We start from the raw sequence: 14,395 nt of genomic DNA, 5'->3' as shown, positions 1-14,395 counted from the left end.
TCGGAGACAATGGGTGGGTGACTATCGACGAGTTGACCTTCGACGCGGCCGGGTTGATACCCGCGGTGGTGCAGCAGTACGACACGCGCGAGGTCCTGATGGTGGGCTGGATGAACGCCGAGGCGGTACGCCGTACCGCGGAGACCAGGCGGAGCACGTTCTGGTCGCGCAGCCGGCAGGAGTACTGGGTCAAGGGCGAGACCAGCGGCCATCGTCAGCACGTCAAGCAGATCCTCGTCGACTGCGACGCCGACACCCTGCTCGTCCTCGTCGACCAGGAAGGTCCCGCCTGCCACACCGGCACCCGCAGCTGCTTCGAGCACGGCGAGATCGAGGTGGCGGCGTGACGGTTCCCGAGCTGGAGACGTTCCGCGAGTACGCGAAGGACCGCCGGGTCATCCCGGTCACGCGCCGGCTGCTCGGCGACGCGGAGACGCCGATCGGTGTCTACGGCAAGCTCGCCGCCGAGCGCGAAGGCACGTTCCTGCTCGAGTCGGCGGAGAACGGCGGGGTCTGGTCGCGGTACTCGTTCATCGGCGTCCGCTCGGCCGCGACGCTGACCGAGCGCAACGGCGAGGCCGTCTGGACCGGCAACCCGCCCGTCGGCCTGCCGCAGACCGGTGACCCGCTGAAGGCGCTCCGCGAGACGCTCGAGATCCTGCACACCCCGCGGTTGCCCGACCTGCCCCCACTGACCGGGGGCATGGTCGGCTTCCTCGGGTACGACGCCGTGCGCCGCCTCGAGCGGTTGCCGGACACAACGACCGACGACCTCGGCCTGCCCGAGCTGACGTTCCTGTTCGCCACCGACCTGGCCGCCCTCGACCACGAGACCGGCGAGATCTGGCTGATCGCGAACGCGGTCAACTGGGACGACTCCGACGAGCGCGTCGACGAGGCGTACGCCGACGCCGTCCGGCGCCTCGACGCGATGGAGCGCGACCTCGCCCGGCCCACCCCGTCGTACGTCGTGCGCGCCAACCGTGAGGCCCAGCCCGACCCGCACCGGCAGCGCTCCAGCGCGGAGTACCGGCAGGCGGTCGAGCATGCCAAGGAGGAGATCCGGGCCGGCGAGGCGTTCCAGATCGTGGTCTCGCAGCGGTTCGAGCTGCAGACGACCGCGAGCGCCCTGGACATCTACCGGGTGCTGCGACGGTCCAACCCGAGCCCGTACATGTATCTGGTCCGGCTGGACGGCTTCGACATCGTCGGCTCCAGCCCGGAGGCCCTGGTCAAGGTCACCGAGCACAAGGTGATCCTGCACCCGATCGCCGGCACCCGCCGCCGCGGCGCGACTCCGGAGGAGGACCACGCGCTGGAGGAGGAGCTGCGCGCGGACGCCAAGGAGCGCGCCGAGCACCTGATGCTGGTCGACCTCGGCCGCAACGACGTCGGCCGGGTCTGCGCGCCGGGCACCGTCGAGGTCGTCGACTTCATGACCGTCCGCCGGTACAGCCACGTCATGCACCTGGAGTCGACGGTTACCGGGCAGTTGGCGGCCGGCCGGACCGCGTTCGACGCACTCACCGCGGCGTTCCCCGCCGGGACGTTGTCCGGGGCACCGAAACCGCGCGCGATGGAGATCATCGACAAGCTCGAGATCACCCGGCGCGGTGTGTACGGCGGCGTGGTCGGCTACCTCGACTTCGCCGGTGACGCCGACACCGCGATCGCGATCCGGACCGCGGTGCTGCGCGGCGGGACGGCGTATGTCCAGGCCGGCGCCGGGATCGTGGCCGACTCCGACCCGGCCTCGGAGGACGCGGAGTGCCGGACCAAGGCAGCCGCCGTGCTGAACGCGATCGCCGTCGCGGGAACGTTCAGCGACGTATGAAACCGCAACGCGTCGTAGACCTGCTCGCCCTGGTGGCGCTCGCTCTGCTCGGCCTGTCGGGCTACCTGACCTGGGTGTCGGCCGATCCGGGCCACGGCAGGGCTGTCGTCGATTTCAACGGCTACACGATCACCAAGGCGCCGGTCACGCTGGCGCTCGCGTCGGTGGTGGCCGTGGTCGTCACCAAGCTCGCGGGTACGGCGTTGCGGCGAGTGCTGGGCGGGCTGGTGGCGCTGCTCGGGGCTGTGGCCGTCGTCGTCGCCCTGGGCGTGCGCCCCGACGGCCCTGAACTGAGCAGGCTGCGACCCGAGCTCAGCGATGTCATCACGGACAAGGTCACGCAGTCCCTGGGCCCGGCGCCGTGGTTCGCGCTGGCCGGTGGTGTCGCGCTGGTCGCGGCCGGGCTGATCGCCGTACTGACGGCGCAGCGGTGGCGGCGACCCACCGCACGATACGAGCGTGATCCGGCTGCCTCACCGGCGGATCAGTGGAAGGCGATCGACGCCGGGGAGGACCCGACTCTCTGATCGCGGCGGGCTACCGCCACAATAGGACAGGACGACGAGGAGGAGTGGCGCCAACTATGGACAATACGGTGGCGGATCAAGGAGCTGGCCGGATCGAGGAGGAGGCACCCCACGATCTGCACGGCAACAGCCCCGCGGCGTGGACCGCGGTGGTGATCGTGCTGGTCGCGTTCACGCTCGGCGCCATCGCGATGGTGCTGGGGCCGAACTGGGTGCTGTTCTGGATCTCCGTCGCGATCGCGGTGCTCGGCGCGCTGGCCGGCAAGGTGCTGCAGTTGCTGGGCTTCGGGGTCCCGACTGACGGCGACCACTGAGGGGCGGACGGACATGACTGTGCTTGACGACATTCTCGCTGGGGTCCGCGAGGACCTTGCGGAGCGCCAGGCGCGGGTCAGCCTGGACGATCTGAAGCAGGAGGCCCAGCGCAAGCCCGACGCCAAGGACCCGATGCCCGTGTTCCGCGGTGACGGGATCGCGGTGATCGCCGAGGTGAAGCGGTCCAGCCCGTCCAGGGGCGAGCTGGCCGAGATCACCGACCCGGCCGCGCTGGCCGGGGAGTACGAGCTGGGTGGCGCCGCGGCGATTTCGGTCCTTACCGAAGAGCGCCGGTTCAACGGCAGTCTGGACGACCTGCGCGCGGTCCGCGGCCGGGTCGATGTGCCGGTGCTGCGCAAGGACTTCGTCATCTCGTCGTACCAGCTCTGGGAGGCGCGGGCGGCCGGCGCCGACATGGTGCTGCTGATCGCGGCGGCGCTGGAGCAGGAGGCCCTGGTCTCGCTGATCGAGCGTGCGCACTCGATCGGCCTGTGCCCGCTGGTCGAGGTGCACGACGAGGAGGAGACCCGGCGTGCGGTGGACGCCGGCGCTCAGCTCATCGGCGTGAACAACCGCAACCTGAAGACGCTCGAGGTCGACCGGGACACCTTCGCACGGGTCGCGCCGACGATCCCGACCGAGCTGGTCCGGGTGGCCGAGTCCGGCGTCCGCGGGCCGCATGATGTAATCGAGTTCGCGCGCGCCGGGGCCGATGTCGTCCTCGTCGGTGAAACCCTGGTGACCGGCCGCGATCCTCGTGCCTCGGTCGCCGACCTCGTCGCCGCCGGATCGCACCCCGCCATCCAGCAGCGGCACTAGTACATCCCGGCCGGTCCAAACGGCACCGGGGACAGAAACTCTCCCGCGCCGTCAGGGCCGGGTCCGGAAGGTTTTGTCGGATGTCTACTGTGCTGCCTGACCAGTTCGGGCACTTCGGCCGTTTCGGCGGCAGGTTCATGCCGGAGGCGCTGATCGCGCCGCTCGACGAGCTCACCCAGGCCTGGCGCGACGCTATGGCCGACCCGGAGTTCACCGGTGAGTTCGAGCGGATGCTGCGCGAGTACATCGGCGCCCCGAGCCTGCTGTACGACGCGACCCGGCTGTCGGACGCGGCCGGCGCGCGGATCCTGCTGAAGCGCGAGGACCTGAACCACACCGGCGCTCACAAGATCCGCAACGCCATCGGCCAGGCCCTGCTGACCAAGCGGATGGGCAAGCCGCGCGTGATCGCCGAGACCGGCGCCGGCCAGCACGGCGTCGCCACGGCGACCGCGTGCGCGTACCTCGGGCTCGAGTGCGTGGTCTACATGGGCGAGGTCGACACCGAGCGCCAGGCGCTGAACGTGGCCCGGATGCGGCTGCTCGGCGCCGAGGTGATCTCGGTCAAGACCGGCAGCCGGACGCTGAAGGACGCGATCAACGACGCCCTGCGGGACTGGGTCGCCAGCGTCGACAAGACGCACTACATCCTCGGCACGGCGGCCGGTTCGCATCCGTTCCCGGCGATGGTGCGCGACTTCGTCCGCGGCATCGGCGACGAGGCGCGCGAGCAGTCGCTCGAGCTGCTCGGCAAGCTGCCGGACGCCGCGGTCGCGTCGGTCGGCGGCGGGTCGAACGCGATCGGCCTGTTCACCGCGTTCATCCCCGACGAGGACGTGAAGCTGTACGGCATCGAGCCGGGCGGCGACGGGTTCGAGACCGGTCGGCACGCGGCGACGATCACCGCCGGGCAGGTCGGCGTACTGCACGGCGCGCGGTCGTTCCTGTTGCAGGACGAGGACGGCCAGACGATCGAGTCGCACTCGATCTCCGCCGGGCTGGACTACCCGGGCGTCGGCCCGGAGCACGCGTGGCTGGCCGAGACCGGCCGGGCGTCGTACCGGCCGATCACCGACGCGGAGGCGATGGAGGCCTTCAAGCTGCTGTCCCGGACCGAGGGCATCATCCCGGCCATCGAGTCCGCGCACGCGGTCGCCGGCGCGCTGGACATCGCGAAGGAACTGGGGCCTGAGGCAACTATTCTGGTGAACCTCTCCGGTCGCGGGGACAAGGACATGGACACGGCCGCCACCTGGTTCGGCCTCGGCGGGAAAGAGGCCACCGGTGAGTGAGCTCGTTGCCCTGGGCAAGGCCGGCGCGGCGATCCGGACGGCGAACGACGCGGGCCGGGCGGCCCTGGTCGGGTACCTGCCGGCCGGCTTCCCGTCGTACGACGGCGGCGTGGACGCGATCAAGGCGATGGTCGACGGCGGCTGCGACGTCCTGGAGATCGGCTTCCCGTACAGCGACCCGGTGATGGACGGCGTCACGATCCAGCGCGCCGCCGAGGCCGCGCTCGCCGGCGGGCTGCGGACGCGGGACGTGCTCAGCACGGTCGAGAAGCTCGCGGCGTACTCCGACGTGCCGGTGCTCGTGATGACGTACTGGAACCCGATCGAGCGGTACGGCGTGGACCGGTTCGCGGCCGACTTCGCCGGCGTCGGCGGAGCGGGGCTGATCACGCCCGACCTCATCCCGGACGAGGGTGCGGAGTGGCTCGCGGCCGCGGACAAGAACGACCTGGACAAGGTGTTCCTGGTCTCGCCGTCGTCGACCGACGAGCGGATCCGGATGACGACCGAGGCCTGCCGTGGATTCGTCTACGCGACCGCCGTGATGGGTGTCACCGGGGCCCGGGCGACCCCGTCGGACCTGGCTGCGCCGCTGGTGAAGCGCACCAAGGCCGTGACCGGGATCCCGGTCGGCGTCGGCCTGGGCGTCTCGAACGGCGACCAGGCGGCCGGTGTGGCGGCGTTCGCGGACGCGGTCATCGTCGGTTCGGCGTTCGTGAAGGCGCTCGCGGACGGCGGCCCGGCCGGTGTCCGCGCACTGGCCGAGGACCTGGCCGAAGGCGTCCGCCGGGAACCCCGCGCCCCCGCCGGACGTTAGAACCGCCGTGAGTCGAACCAAGGCTGTGCTCGCTTTCCGGGGCGGGGCATTTCTGCTGGCCGCGGTGGCTCTGCTCGCCCTCGCGGGCTGCGGCGGCAAGGAGCAGAAGGCCGACAACCCTGGCGGCGCGATCATTCGCAGCAGCCAGGACCCGAACGGGTTGCGCGGCGCCACCCTGGACCGGCCGTACTCGATGCCCGCGGCCACCCTGACCGACACCGGCGGCAACCCGTTCAACCTGGTCACCTCGACCAAGAAGCCGGTCACGCTGGTGTTCTTCGGCTACACGAACTGCCCCGACGTGTGCCCGACGGTGATGGCCGACGTGGCGTCCGCGCTGACCAAGCTGGACCAGTCGGTGCGGGACCAGATCCAGATGCTGTTCATCACCACCGACCCGTCGCGTGACACCGGTCCGGTGATCCGCAAGTACCTGGACCGGTTCGACCCGTCGTTCACCGGGCTGACCGGGTCGCTGACGTCGATCAAGGACGTGGCGAAGGCGGTCGGCGTACCGGTGGAAGGGATGCAGAAGCTGCCCTCCGGAGGGTACGAGGTCGGTCACGGAGCGCAGGTGATCGGCTTCGGCAAGGACGACAAGGCGAACGTGCTCTGGCTGTCCAACGCGGCCATCGGCGACCTGTCCCACGACTTCGGGAAGCTGGTGGCCGACAACCAGTGAGGTCAGTGAAGGCGTGGTTCCCGTGGTTCTCGCTGGCGGCCCGGCTGGTGCTCGGTGGTGTGATGCTGGTCGCCGGGGCGCTGAAGGTCACCGATCCGGAGACGGCCGCGCAGGCGGTCCGTGCGTACGAGTTGCTCCCGTCGGCGCTGGTGGAGCCGGTCGGCTGGGGGCTGCCGTTCCTGGAGATCGCGATCGGGTTGCTGTTGATCGTCGGCTTCGGTGTCCGCGCGTCGGCCGCGGCCGCGGGTGTTTTCATGATCGTGTTCATCGCCGCGGTGTCGTCGGCCTGGGCACGCGGGCTGTCGATCGACTGCGGCTGCTTCGGCGGTGGCGGTCAGGTCGCGGCCGGCCAGACGAAGTACCTGCAGGAGATCCTGCGCGACGTCGGCCTGCTGGTGCTGGCCGGCTGGCTGTGGCTGCAGCCCGTCAGTAAGTTCGCCGTCGTATCCGAACCGCAAGGAGTCACCGCGTCGTGAGCAACACCAATCCGCTGCTGCAGCAGAACAAGCGCCGGATCTCTCCCGGGATCATCGTGGTGATCGTCCTGGTGCTGGCGCTCGCCGGCGGGGTCGGAGTCCAGTACTACCGCGGCCACTCCAAGGTCGAGGTCAGCTCGAACGGGCGCCCCGAGCCCACCGTCATCACCGGGCCGGGCACATCCGGCAAGGGCGTGACCGTCGGCAAGGCCGGCGCGAAGGCCAACATCGACCTGTACCTCGACTTCCGCTGCCCGCACTGCGCGGAGTTCGAGGACGCGACCGGGGCGACCATCGACAAGCTCGTCCAGGACGGCAAGGCGACGCTCACGTACTGGCCGCTGCAGTTCGTCAACCCGGACGCCTCGCCACGGCTGGCCAACGCGTTCGCCGCCGCGGCCGCGAACGGCAAGGCGCTGAGCTTCGCCGACGAGATGTACGGCGACTTCTCGAAGTCGTGGACCACCGACCAGCTGATCGAGCTCGGCAAGCAGCTCGGGGTCGGCGACGCGAAGTTCCAGCAGGCGTTGCAGGACAACACCTACGCGGGCTGGCTGGAGTCTGTGGGCAACGCGGCCGACGACCGCGGTGTGACCGGCACGCCGACCGTGTACGTCAACGGCCAGCAGCTGCCGGCCGACCAGTTGAGCTCGGACGGCCTGCAGCAGGCCGTCGACGCGGTAGCGAGCTGAGTCCCCATCGTGACCGTGCGTTCCTGGCAGTGGTCTGGTGGGTCGAGTAGCGTTCCCCCTTGCCATGTCTAGTCTGATTCCCGCCGTGATGGTTCCGGCGTTCATCCCCAGCCCGAGCCAGGGTGTCTGGCACGTCTTCGGCCTGCCGATCCGCGCGTACGCGTTGTGCATCCTGGCCGGCATCTTCGTCGGTTACTGGCTCGGCCGCCGCCGCTGGGTGGCGCGCGGCGGGTCCGCGCCGGTGCTGGCCGACATCATGTTCTGGGCGATCCCGTTCGGGTTGGTCGGAGCGCGGATCTACCACGTCGTCACCGACGCCGAGCTGTACTTCGGCGCCGGCCGGCACCCGATCGACGCGCTGAAGATCTGGCACGGCGGGCTCGGGATCTGGGGCGCGGTCGGGTTCGGCGCGCTCGGCGCGTGGATCGCCTGCCGGCGGGCGAAGGTGCCGTTCCTGGCGGTCGCGGACGCGATGGCGCCGGGGATCGCGCTGGCACAGGTGTTCGGCCGGTTCGGCAACTACTTCAACCAGGAGCTGTTCGGCCGCCCGACCACGAAGCCGTGGGGCCTGGAGATCTCGCCGGAGCACCGCCCGGCCGGGTACGCCGACTTCGCCACGTTCCACCCGACGTTCCTGTACGAGGCGGTCTGGAACCTGGCCGTCGTCGCCCTGGTCCTCGTGGTCGACCGCCGCTTCAAGCTGGGCCACGGCCGCGCATTCTTCCTGTACGTCGCCGGTTACACCGCCGGTCGCGCCTGGGTCGAGAACATGCGCATCGACACCGTCAACCACTTCCTCGGCCTCCGCCTGAACGTCTGGACGGCCCTCATCCTGTTCGTCCTGGCGGTAGCCGCCTTCGTCATCAGCGCCAAGCGCCACCCGGGCCAGGAAGACATCAGCACCGGCCCCGCCGCAGGCAAGCCCACCGAGGGCGAGCAGACGGCCGACGCCGAGCAGACGGAGTCCACCACCGAGCCGAGCGAAGCGAAGGCGGACACCGCTGACGCGCCGGACGAGACGCACGCCACCTCCGACGCAACCACCGGCTCCGCGGGCGGAGCTGCTGGTACGGCGACGGCGGGCTCGACCGGCGACTCCAACGGGGTCGGGGCTGGTGACTCCACCGCCGCCTCGGCGGAGCCGGCCGGTGAGGCCGAGCCTGGGCCGAAGGTTGACGTGAAGAACGGCGCCGATTCAGATGGGTCTCGTGACTGAGACGTCTGAGGTTTCGGGTGAGCATCACGGGGACCACACGCACCGTGATGTGAACGGCGGCTGGCTGCGGCCGGCCGTGTTCGGCGCGATGGACGGCCTGGTGTCGAACTTCGCCCTGATCGCCGGTATGGACGGCGGCACCAGCTCGGGCTCGAAGTTCATCGTGCTGGCAGGTCTGGCCGGCCTGGCGGCAGGCGCGTTCTCGATGGCCGCGGGGGAGTACACCTCGGTGGCCTCCCAGCGCGAGCTCGCCCACGCCGAGATCGAGGTCGAGCGCAAGGAGATCCACCGGCACCCGATCGACGAGGAGATCGAGCTCGCCGAGACGTACCGCAAGAAGGGCCTCGACCCGGACCTGGCCAGCAAGGTCGCCAAGCAGTTCCACGCCGACCCGGACCAGGCCCTCGAGGAACACGTCCGCGAGGAGCTCGGCATCGACCCCGACGACCTCCCGAACCCGGTCGTCGCGGCCGGGTCGTCGTTCATCTGCTTCGCGATCGGCGCCTTCATCCCGCTGGCGCCGTACCTGTTCGGCGCGGGCACCGTCGTACCCTCGCTGATCCTCTCCCTGACCGCCCTGTTCGTCTGCGGCGCGGTCGTCTCCCGCGTCACCAGCCGCTCCTGGTGGTACTCCGGCCTCCGCCAACTGCTCCTCGGCGCCGCAGCCGCCGCGCTCACCTACTTCGTCGGCACCCTCGTCGGCCCGGGAATCGGCTGATCGAGCTCCTCCACGCAGGCGACGCGGGGGAGCTTCGCGCGGAGCCGGGGGATCGAGGTGTCGAGCTCGTCGGTCGTCTGCGCCCCGACGCCGTCCAGGATCGTGAACGCGTGCTGCCAACGCCGCCGCGCCTCATCGTGCCGCCCGAGCGCGGCCAGGGCGTCACCGAGGCCGTCGTGAGCCCGAGCCTGGTCGACGGGTTGGTGGAGCGCCGTGGCCAGCTCCAGGGCGCGCTGGTGGGCCGCCAGAGCCTCCTCCGGCTCGTCCAGCGCCAGCCGCAGCCTGCCGAAGCCCTGATGGGCCTCGAACTCCCAGTTCCGTGACCCCAGCTCGCGCGCCAGCTTCATCGTCTGCTCGCGGCAGTCCTGTGCCTGTTCGAGGTCGCCCAGCTCGAGGTACACGTGCGCGAGTCCGTCCAGCACCCGCAGCTCGTTGTGCCGGTTGGCGGTCGTCCGCGCCTGTTCGAGCGCGCGCTGGTAGTAGTCCAGGGCCCGCTGGGTGTCGCCGAGCTGCAGCTGGATGTGGCCGATCGCCGCCAGGATCTTCCCGACGCTCCGCGGCCGGATCCGCTCAGCCATGGCGAGGGCCCGTTCCCGGTAGTCCAGTGACAGCGGTATGTCGCCGCGGCGGACATGCATCCAGCCGATGGCATTGAGCAGATCGAGTTGGGCGTACTCGTCGCCGAGCTCTTCCGCGATCCTGAGCGCTGCCGTGAGTTCGGCGACGGCTTCCTGCCTGTGGTCCTGGAGCCCGTGGACGCTGGCGATGCCCTCGAGCGCGCGGAGCTCGCCGGATCGGTAGCCGGCGGCCCGTGCCGTCGACTGCGCCTGGCAGAGCACGTCGATCGCCTCACGGTAGGCACCGCGCAGCCGCTGCACCTCGCCGAGTCGGTTGAGTACGTCGACCTCCGCGGTGAGGTCCCCGGCCGCCCGCGCGACGGTAAGCGCTCCGCGCTGCAGATCAGCCTTCACGTCGTACCGGCCGAGGTCTCGGGTGCACCAGTGGATGGACGCGGACAGATGCACCAGGCATTCCGAGTGGTCTGCCGAGGCGGCCACGGATGGAATCAGCAGAGCAGTCGGAAGCTCTTCGTCGAGCCACTCCCGGCCGGCCTCTGGCGTACCGAGAATCGGGGGCAGTCCGTGGGAGGCGAAGGAGTGCTCCGGGGCACGCAGGCCCGCGGCCTCGGAGGCGGACTGGCAGTAGTGCTCCACCAGTCGAGCCAACGCGGTACGTCGCCCTGCGGGAGGCTCGTCGTCGTGGGCTGCCTGTACGGCGTGGTCCCTGACAAGGTCGTGGAATCGGTAGTGCCCTGGGCTGGGCTCCTCGAGCAGGTGGACCTCGAGGAGGTGTTCGAGCACACCTGTGGCCGTGGCGATGTCGAGTCCGAGCAGTGGCGCGGCCGACCACGGCCGGAATTCCGCACCGGGGTGCAGGCCGAGCAGGCGATAGCTGCGGCGTAGCTGCTCGTCCAGTTCGCGGTACGAGAGGTCGATCGCGGTGGCGACACTCCGCGGGCCGGAGGTCAGTTCGGCCAACCGGTGTCCGTGGTGCTGCAGCCGCTCCAGCAGGTCCTCGGGTCGCCAGGACGGGTGCGTCCGCAGGCGGGCGGCCGAGATCCGGATGGCGAGCGGGAGACGGCCGCACAGCTCGGTGATCTCGGCGAGCACAGCCTCCGATGCTTGGCTGCTGCGAGCGATGCGGGTGAAGAGCTCGATCGCGCTCGGCTGCGGGAGGGTGCCGAGCGACACGGCCACCGTCGGGTCGAGGCCGGTGAGGCGGAGTCTGCTGGTCAGGATGACGGCGCTGCCGGGCATTCCGGGCAGTAGCGGACGGACCTGTGCCTCGCTGGCAGCGTTGTCGAGGACGATGAGGACCCGGCGCCGGGCTAGCAGACTGCGCAGCAGGCCGGCCCGGTCCTCCAGGTGTTCGGGGAGGCCACGCGGCGCTGCGCCGAACGCCTGCAGGAGCCGCCCGAGGGCGTCCTCGGCCGGGACCGGATGAGCTTCTTCCGAGTGGCCGTGCAGGTCGATGAAGACCTGACCGTCGGGGTACTGCGGTGCGAGCCGGTGCGCCAGACGCAACGCCAGCGCGGTCTTGCCGACCCCCGCCATACCGTCGATGGCGGCGATCAGCGGACCGTCGGACGCGCTGAGGGTCGCGAGCTCGTCGTCGCGACCGATGAAGTCGGCGACTTCGGCGGGCAGCGACCTGGGCACCGGCAGCTCGTCGGGTCCGTCGTCTTGCGGCGCCGGGTCAGCGGAGACGTGCAGGACGGTGTCGGTCGCCAGCAGTTCGGCGTGCAGCGCTCGCAGTTGTGCGCCTGGGCCGACCCCGAGTTCGTCGGCGAGCCGGCTGCGAATCACGTCGTACAGCCCGAGCGCCTCGGCGGACCGACCGGCCCGGACGAGTGCCTGGAGCAGGCGGACCCACAGCGATTCGCGGAGCGGATAGTCGCCGGTCAGCTGACGCAGCTCGGCGAGAAGCTCGGTGGACGGGTGATCGACAAGGTCCGCGCGGCGCTCGATCGCTCCGAGCCGTAGCTCGTCGAGGCGGGGGAGAACGGTCGTGGTCAACCAGTCCGAGTCGGTGTCCAGGAAGGGCCGCTCGGTCCACGCGGCCAGGGCTGCCGCGATCGCATCCGGCTCGTCCGCGTCCAGCAAGGCTTGCTCGAACCGGAGTACGTCGACCTGCTCGACCGGGACCGCCAGACGGTAGCTGGTGCCGGCCGTCTCGACGACGTCGGCGCCGACGGCTCGGCGAAGCCGGGAGACCATCGCGTGCAGGCTCTGCCGCACCTTGTCCGGGAGGTTGTCACCCCAGAGCCGATCGGCGAGCGTGCCGACAGAGACGGACTCTCCGGCCGACACCGCCAGGACCGCGAGCAGCGTGCGCACGCGCGGGCCGCCGACCGTCGTGGGTACGCCGCCGACGACCACCTGCACAGGTCCGAACAGCCGAATCCGGACTTCGGACAAACCGCCAGTCACCGATCACCCCCGGCACCGTGTCCGATGCAGCTTACTGACCGAACAGACCAGCTGACCGGCTGACGGGCGACGGGGTATCGCCGGCGCTACCTGAACAGTCGCTCCGGCGTGATGGCTCGCACCCGACGGGTCCGCCTAGCTTGTGGCCTATGACGTCGACCACCTCCCATGAGCCGGCTACGAAGAAGCTCACTGTTCTCGCGGTGGCGCTCATCGTCGCCTTCGTCATGGCCCCGGCCGTGATGGCGCGCAATGCGGCGACCACCGACCTTGGCGGCCAGACGCGACTTATCGCGGCCTTCCGCAGCGCGTTCATCGCGTACTGGGGTTCTGGCGAGGGCAGGTTCGACTCCGGCCTGCAGCGGGTGGTCGACTACTGGTTCCGGTATCACGCGGCCAAGGCGCTGTTTGCCGGAGCGTTGGTGGTCGTACTCGTCGCCCTCGGCGTGCTGATCTGGCGGACGTTCCTCAGGGCAGGCGGGCTTCGGGCCGCGGCTCTTGCGGCCGGCGGCGTCCTCGCCACTGCGCTGGCGGTGGTCTCGCTAGCAGCCGTCATGGCCAACATCCACGGACTGGCGGCGCCGTTCGGCTCGCTGCTGCCGATGCTGTTCGGCGCCCCGAGCGCGTCCGGCGGTCCGCTGGCCGACACGCTGGCCCAGGTCAGGCAGCAGTTGGCCGACGGGCAGAACTCACCCGCTCTCGCGGTGATCACGGACGACTACGTCAAGTTCCACGCGGTCATGGCCGTCGAGGGTTCGATCGTGGTCCTTGTGCTCGTCGTCCTGTCCGTCGGGCTGTGGCGAGGGTTCATGAGGACGGATCGGGCCGAGCGGCGGACCAGGCGACTGCTGGCGGCGTACGGCGTCTTCGTCCCGCTGCTGGCGCTGGCGCTGGCCGTCGTCGTGGTGGCGAACGCAACGACCGCCGCCCACCCGCTACCAGGCCTCGAGGGGTTCTTCGCCAGCGGCTGGTGACTACTCAGCGATCGGCCTGCTCTGGGTGAACAGGCCGCTGTAGGCGTTGAGCGCGGGCTGTCCGCCGAGGTGGGCGTACAGGACGGTGGAGCCCTTGGTGATCTCGCCAGTGCGGATCAGGTCGATCAGGCCGGCCATCGACTTGCCCTCGTAGACCGGGTCGATGATCATCCCCTCGAGCTGCCCGGTCAGCCGGATCGCGTCGAGCGTGGACCGCACCGGGATCCCGTACTGCTCGCCGGCCCAGCCCTCGAGCACCGTGATCTCGTCGTCGCGCAGGTCGCGTCCCAGCCCGATCAGCTCGGCCGTCGCCCGGGCGATCCGCTCGACCTGGTCGCGGGTCTCCTGCAGCTTCGCGCTCGCGTCGATCCCGATCACCCGCCGGGGCCGGTCCTGCCCGGCGAACCCGGCGATCATCCCGGCATGCGTCGACCCGGTCACCGAACACACCACGATCGTGTCGAAGAAGACCCCGAGCTCCCGCTCCTGCTGCTCCACCTCGTCCGCCCACTGCGCGAACCCGAGCCCGCCGAGCCGGTGGTCCGAGGCGCCGGCCGGGATCGCGTACGGCGTACCGCCGCGAGCCTGCACGTCCTCGAGGGCCTGCTTCCAGCTGTCCTTGAACCCGATCCCGAAGCCGGCCGGATCGAGCCGCACCTCGGCGCCCATGATCCGGCTGAGCAGGATGTTGCCGACCCGGTCGTTGAGGGCATCCGGCCAGTCGACCCAGTTCTCCTGGACCAGCACCGCCTTCAGCCCCACCTTCGCCGCCACCGCGGCCACCTGGCGGGTGTGGTTCGACTGGTACCCGCCGATCGACACCAACGTGTCCGCGCCCCGCGCCAGCGCGTCCGGGATCAGGTACTCCAGTTTCCGCGTCTTGTTCCCGCCGTACGCGAGCCCCGAGTTGCAGTCCTCCCGCTTCGCCCAGACCTTCGCCCCACCCAGGTACGCCGACAGCCGCTCCAACGGATGCACCGGGCTGGGCCCGAACAACAACGGATACCTGGGAAAGTCAGCAAGCGACATGAATCCTCCTCAGT

The 14,395-nt window shown here is 70.4% G+C and carries 15 protein-coding genes; 13 read left to right on the top strand and 2 right to left on the bottom strand.

Annotated elements, in window-relative coordinates; translation table 11 throughout:
• The first annotated feature begins 17 nt into the window (after nucleotides 1-17).
• The 12 genes from hisI to ACIA58_RS12280 all read left to right on the top strand — a co-directional run bounded on the left by hisI (nucleotide 18) and on the right by ACIA58_RS12280 (nucleotide 9,388).
• A complete protein-coding gene (gene hisI / locus ACIA58_RS12335; protein ID WP_396403703.1) occupies nucleotides 18-347 on the top strand; it encodes a phosphoribosyl-AMP cyclohydrolase in 330 nt (109 codons plus the stop codon).
• Entirely contained in the window at nucleotides 344-1,834 is a 1,491-nt protein-coding gene (locus ACIA58_RS12330; protein ID WP_396403702.1) for an anthranilate synthase component I, read from the top strand. Before hisI ends, ACIA58_RS12330 begins: the two co-directional genes overlap by 4 nt.
• Nucleotides 1,831-2,361: a Trp biosynthesis-associated membrane protein gene (locus ACIA58_RS12325; protein ID WP_396403701.1), complete on the top strand. Its 531-nt coding sequence runs from the start codon at nucleotides 1,831-1,833 to the stop codon at nucleotides 2,359-2,361. The genes ACIA58_RS12330 and ACIA58_RS12325 overlap by 4 nt, the downstream gene beginning before the upstream one ends.
• A 56-nt stretch (nucleotides 2,362-2,417) precedes the next feature.
• Nucleotides 2,418-2,675, top strand: coding sequence for an HGxxPAAW family protein (locus ACIA58_RS12320; protein ID WP_396403700.1), 258 nt, complete (start codon nucleotides 2,418-2,420; stop codon nucleotides 2,673-2,675).
• Nucleotides 2,676-2,688: 13 nt separating this feature from the next.
• Nucleotides 2,689-3,495 carry an indole-3-glycerol phosphate synthase TrpC gene (trpC, locus tag ACIA58_RS12315; RefSeq protein ID WP_396403699.1) on the top strand — a complete coding sequence of 269 codons (807 nt, stop codon included), beginning with the start codon at nucleotides 2,689-2,691 and terminating at the stop codon, nucleotides 3,493-3,495.
• A gap of 80 nt (nucleotides 3,496-3,575) precedes the next feature.
• Nucleotides 3,576-4,787, top strand: a complete 1,212-nt coding sequence (gene trpB, locus ACIA58_RS12310; RefSeq protein ID WP_396403698.1) for a tryptophan synthase subunit beta — start codon at nucleotides 3,576-3,578, stop codon at nucleotides 4,785-4,787.
• The gene (trpA, locus tag ACIA58_RS12305) at nucleotides 4,780-5,604 is read left to right on the top strand and encodes a tryptophan synthase subunit alpha (RefSeq protein ID WP_396403697.1); all 825 of its coding nucleotides are present in this window, start codon (nucleotides 4,780-4,782) and stop codon (nucleotides 5,602-5,604) included. The genes trpB and trpA overlap by 8 nt, the downstream gene beginning before the upstream one ends.
• A gap of 7 nt (nucleotides 5,605-5,611) precedes the next feature.
• Entirely contained in the window at nucleotides 5,612-6,286 is a 675-nt protein-coding gene (locus ACIA58_RS12300; RefSeq protein ID WP_396403696.1) for an SCO family protein, read from the top strand.
• A complete protein-coding gene (locus ACIA58_RS12295) occupies nucleotides 6,283-6,762 on the top strand; it encodes a DoxX family protein (protein WP_396403695.1) in 480 nt (159 codons plus the stop codon). The genes ACIA58_RS12300 and ACIA58_RS12295 overlap by 4 nt, the downstream gene beginning before the upstream one ends.
• A complete protein-coding gene (locus ACIA58_RS12290) occupies nucleotides 6,759-7,454 on the top strand; it encodes a DsbA family protein (RefSeq protein ID WP_396403694.1) in 696 nt (231 codons plus the stop codon). The genes ACIA58_RS12295 and ACIA58_RS12290 overlap by 4 nt, the downstream gene beginning before the upstream one ends.
• Nucleotides 7,455-7,518: 64 nt before the next feature.
• Nucleotides 7,519-8,670 (top strand): prolipoprotein diacylglyceryl transferase, encoded by a 1,152-nt coding sequence (lgt, locus tag ACIA58_RS12285; protein ID WP_396403693.1) that lies wholly within the window; start codon nucleotides 7,519-7,521, stop codon nucleotides 8,668-8,670.
• Nucleotides 8,663-9,388, top strand: a complete 726-nt coding sequence (locus tag ACIA58_RS12280; protein ID WP_396403692.1) for a VIT1/CCC1 transporter family protein — start codon at nucleotides 8,663-8,665, stop codon at nucleotides 9,386-9,388. The genes lgt and ACIA58_RS12280 overlap by 8 nt, the downstream gene beginning before the upstream one ends.
• On the opposite strand, the gene ACIA58_RS12275 is transcribed toward ACIA58_RS12280, so the two are convergent.
• Complete coding sequence (locus ACIA58_RS12275) at nucleotides 9,349-12,378, bottom strand: tetratricopeptide repeat protein (RefSeq protein ID WP_396403691.1); 3,030 nt, start codon at nucleotides 12,376-12,378, stop codon at nucleotides 9,349-9,351. The genes ACIA58_RS12280 and ACIA58_RS12275 overlap by 40 nt on opposite strands.
• Nucleotides 12,379-12,527: 149 nt before the next feature.
• Here ACIA58_RS12275 and ACIA58_RS12270 point away from each other — a divergent pair, with 149 nt between their 5' ends.
• A complete protein-coding gene (locus ACIA58_RS12270; RefSeq protein ID WP_396403690.1) occupies nucleotides 12,528-13,352 on the top strand; it encodes a hypothetical protein in 825 nt (274 codons plus the stop codon).
• Here the strand turns inward: ACIA58_RS12270 and ACIA58_RS12265 are convergent, their stop codons facing one another.
• Entirely contained in the window at nucleotides 13,353-14,381 is a 1,029-nt protein-coding gene (locus tag ACIA58_RS12265; protein ID WP_396403689.1) for a 1-aminocyclopropane-1-carboxylate deaminase, read from the bottom strand. It abuts the gene before it with no gap.
• Nucleotides 14,382-14,395: the final 14 nt, after the last annotated feature.

Source organism: Kribbella sp. NPDC051586 (assembly GCF_044453965.1).
Lineage (GTDB): Bacteria > Actinomycetota > Actinomycetes > Propionibacteriales > Kribbellaceae > Kribbella.
The sequence above is the reverse complement of the archived record's forward strand: the minus strand, read 5'-3'. Positions and strand labels throughout refer to the sequence as shown.

Excerpts from the sequence above, each read along its gene's own strand:
- ACIA58_RS12325 (WP_396403701.1), top strand. The coding sequence starts at position 1,831 with ATGAAACCGCAACGCGTCGTAGACCTGCTCGCCCTGGTGGCGCTCGCT.
- ACIA58_RS12320 (WP_396403700.1), top strand. The coding sequence starts at position 2,418 with ATGGACAATACGGTGGCGGATCAAGGAGCTGGCCGGATCGAGGAGGAG.
- trpC (WP_396403699.1), top strand. The coding sequence starts at position 2,689 with ATGACTGTGCTTGACGACATTCTCGCTGGGGTCCGCGAGGACCTTGCG.
- trpB (WP_396403698.1), top strand. The coding sequence starts at position 3,576 with ATGTCTACTGTGCTGCCTGACCAGTTCGGGCACTTCGGCCGTTTCGGC.
- lgt (WP_396403693.1), top strand. The coding sequence starts at position 7,519 with ATGTCTAGTCTGATTCCCGCCGTGATGGTTCCGGCGTTCATCCCCAGC.
- ACIA58_RS12270 (WP_396403690.1), top strand. The coding sequence starts at position 12,528 with ATGACGTCGACCACCTCCCATGAGCCGGCTACGAAGAAGCTCACTGTT.
- ACIA58_RS12265 (WP_396403689.1), bottom strand. The coding sequence starts at position 14,381 with ATGTCGCTTGCTGACTTTCCCAGGTATCCGTTGTTGTTCGGGCCCAGC.